Source organism: Pseudoroseomonas cervicalis ATCC 49957 (assembly GCF_000164635.1).
In the GTDB taxonomy this organism is placed as follows: Bacteria; Pseudomonadota; Alphaproteobacteria; order Acetobacterales; family Acetobacteraceae; genus Pseudoroseomonas; species Pseudoroseomonas cervicalis.
In genome coordinates, this window is the sequence record NZ_GG771158.1 from 1 (window position 1) to 736 (window position 736).

Annotated in this window: 1 protein-coding gene; it reads right to left on the reverse strand. The window is 74.7% G+C overall.

The window, feature by feature from the left end:
- Positions 1-565: FMN-binding negative transcriptional regulator (locus HMPREF0731_RS22325; RefSeq protein ID WP_007006544.1), on the reverse strand; the 565-nt coding region annotated here is incomplete at its 3' end.
- Between the last annotated feature and the right edge of the window lie 171 nt (positions 566-736).

Here is a 736-nt window from a genome sequence, read left to right on the forward strand (position 1 = left end):
CGGCGGCGACGCCCGCGCGGTCCCCGGCGCCGCGGTTCTGGCTCAGCTTGCGCTTGCCCTCCAGCCGGGCGATCGGCAGCCGCAGCCCGACAATGCCGCGCAGCTGCGCCGCGATGAAGGCGTCCGGCGCGTCGGCCACCGCCCAGGGCCGTGGCCGCGCCGCCTCGTGCCGCTCGGTCAGGCGGGTGACGAGATCGAGCAGCCGCGCCGGCTCCTCGAAGAACTCGGCCGGGCCATAGGCGTGCAGGGCCACGTAGTTCCAGGTCGGCACCACCTTCTGGTGCTCGGCCTTGGAGGGGTAGAAGGACGGGCTGACATAGGCGTCCGGCCCCGGGAACAGCACCATCGCCTCGCCCAGCGCCGGCAGCCGCCATTGCGGGTTGGCGCGCGCCAGATGGCCGTAGAGCGTGCCGTGCTCCCCCTCCTCCGGCGCCAGCAGCAGCGGCAGCGGGGTGGCCTGCAGCCCCTCGGCCGTGGCGGTCACCAGCGTGGCCAGGCCGGCCGCCTGCATCATGGCGCGCAGCGTGGCGGGATCATCCTCGCGGAAGGCGGGGGGGACATACATGGGCGGGTTCCTTCTCCGGGCTGGACTCTGCCGCGCCACTGGCCCAGGAAGAAGAGCCAGTTCCCGAGGAAATCACAGGGCCAGTTGCCATGGCGCCCGACGCCCCTCCCGCCGCCGGCGTGGTGCCGCGCCTGTGCCACGCCCTCCGCGCGCGCATCGCCGCCGGCACGC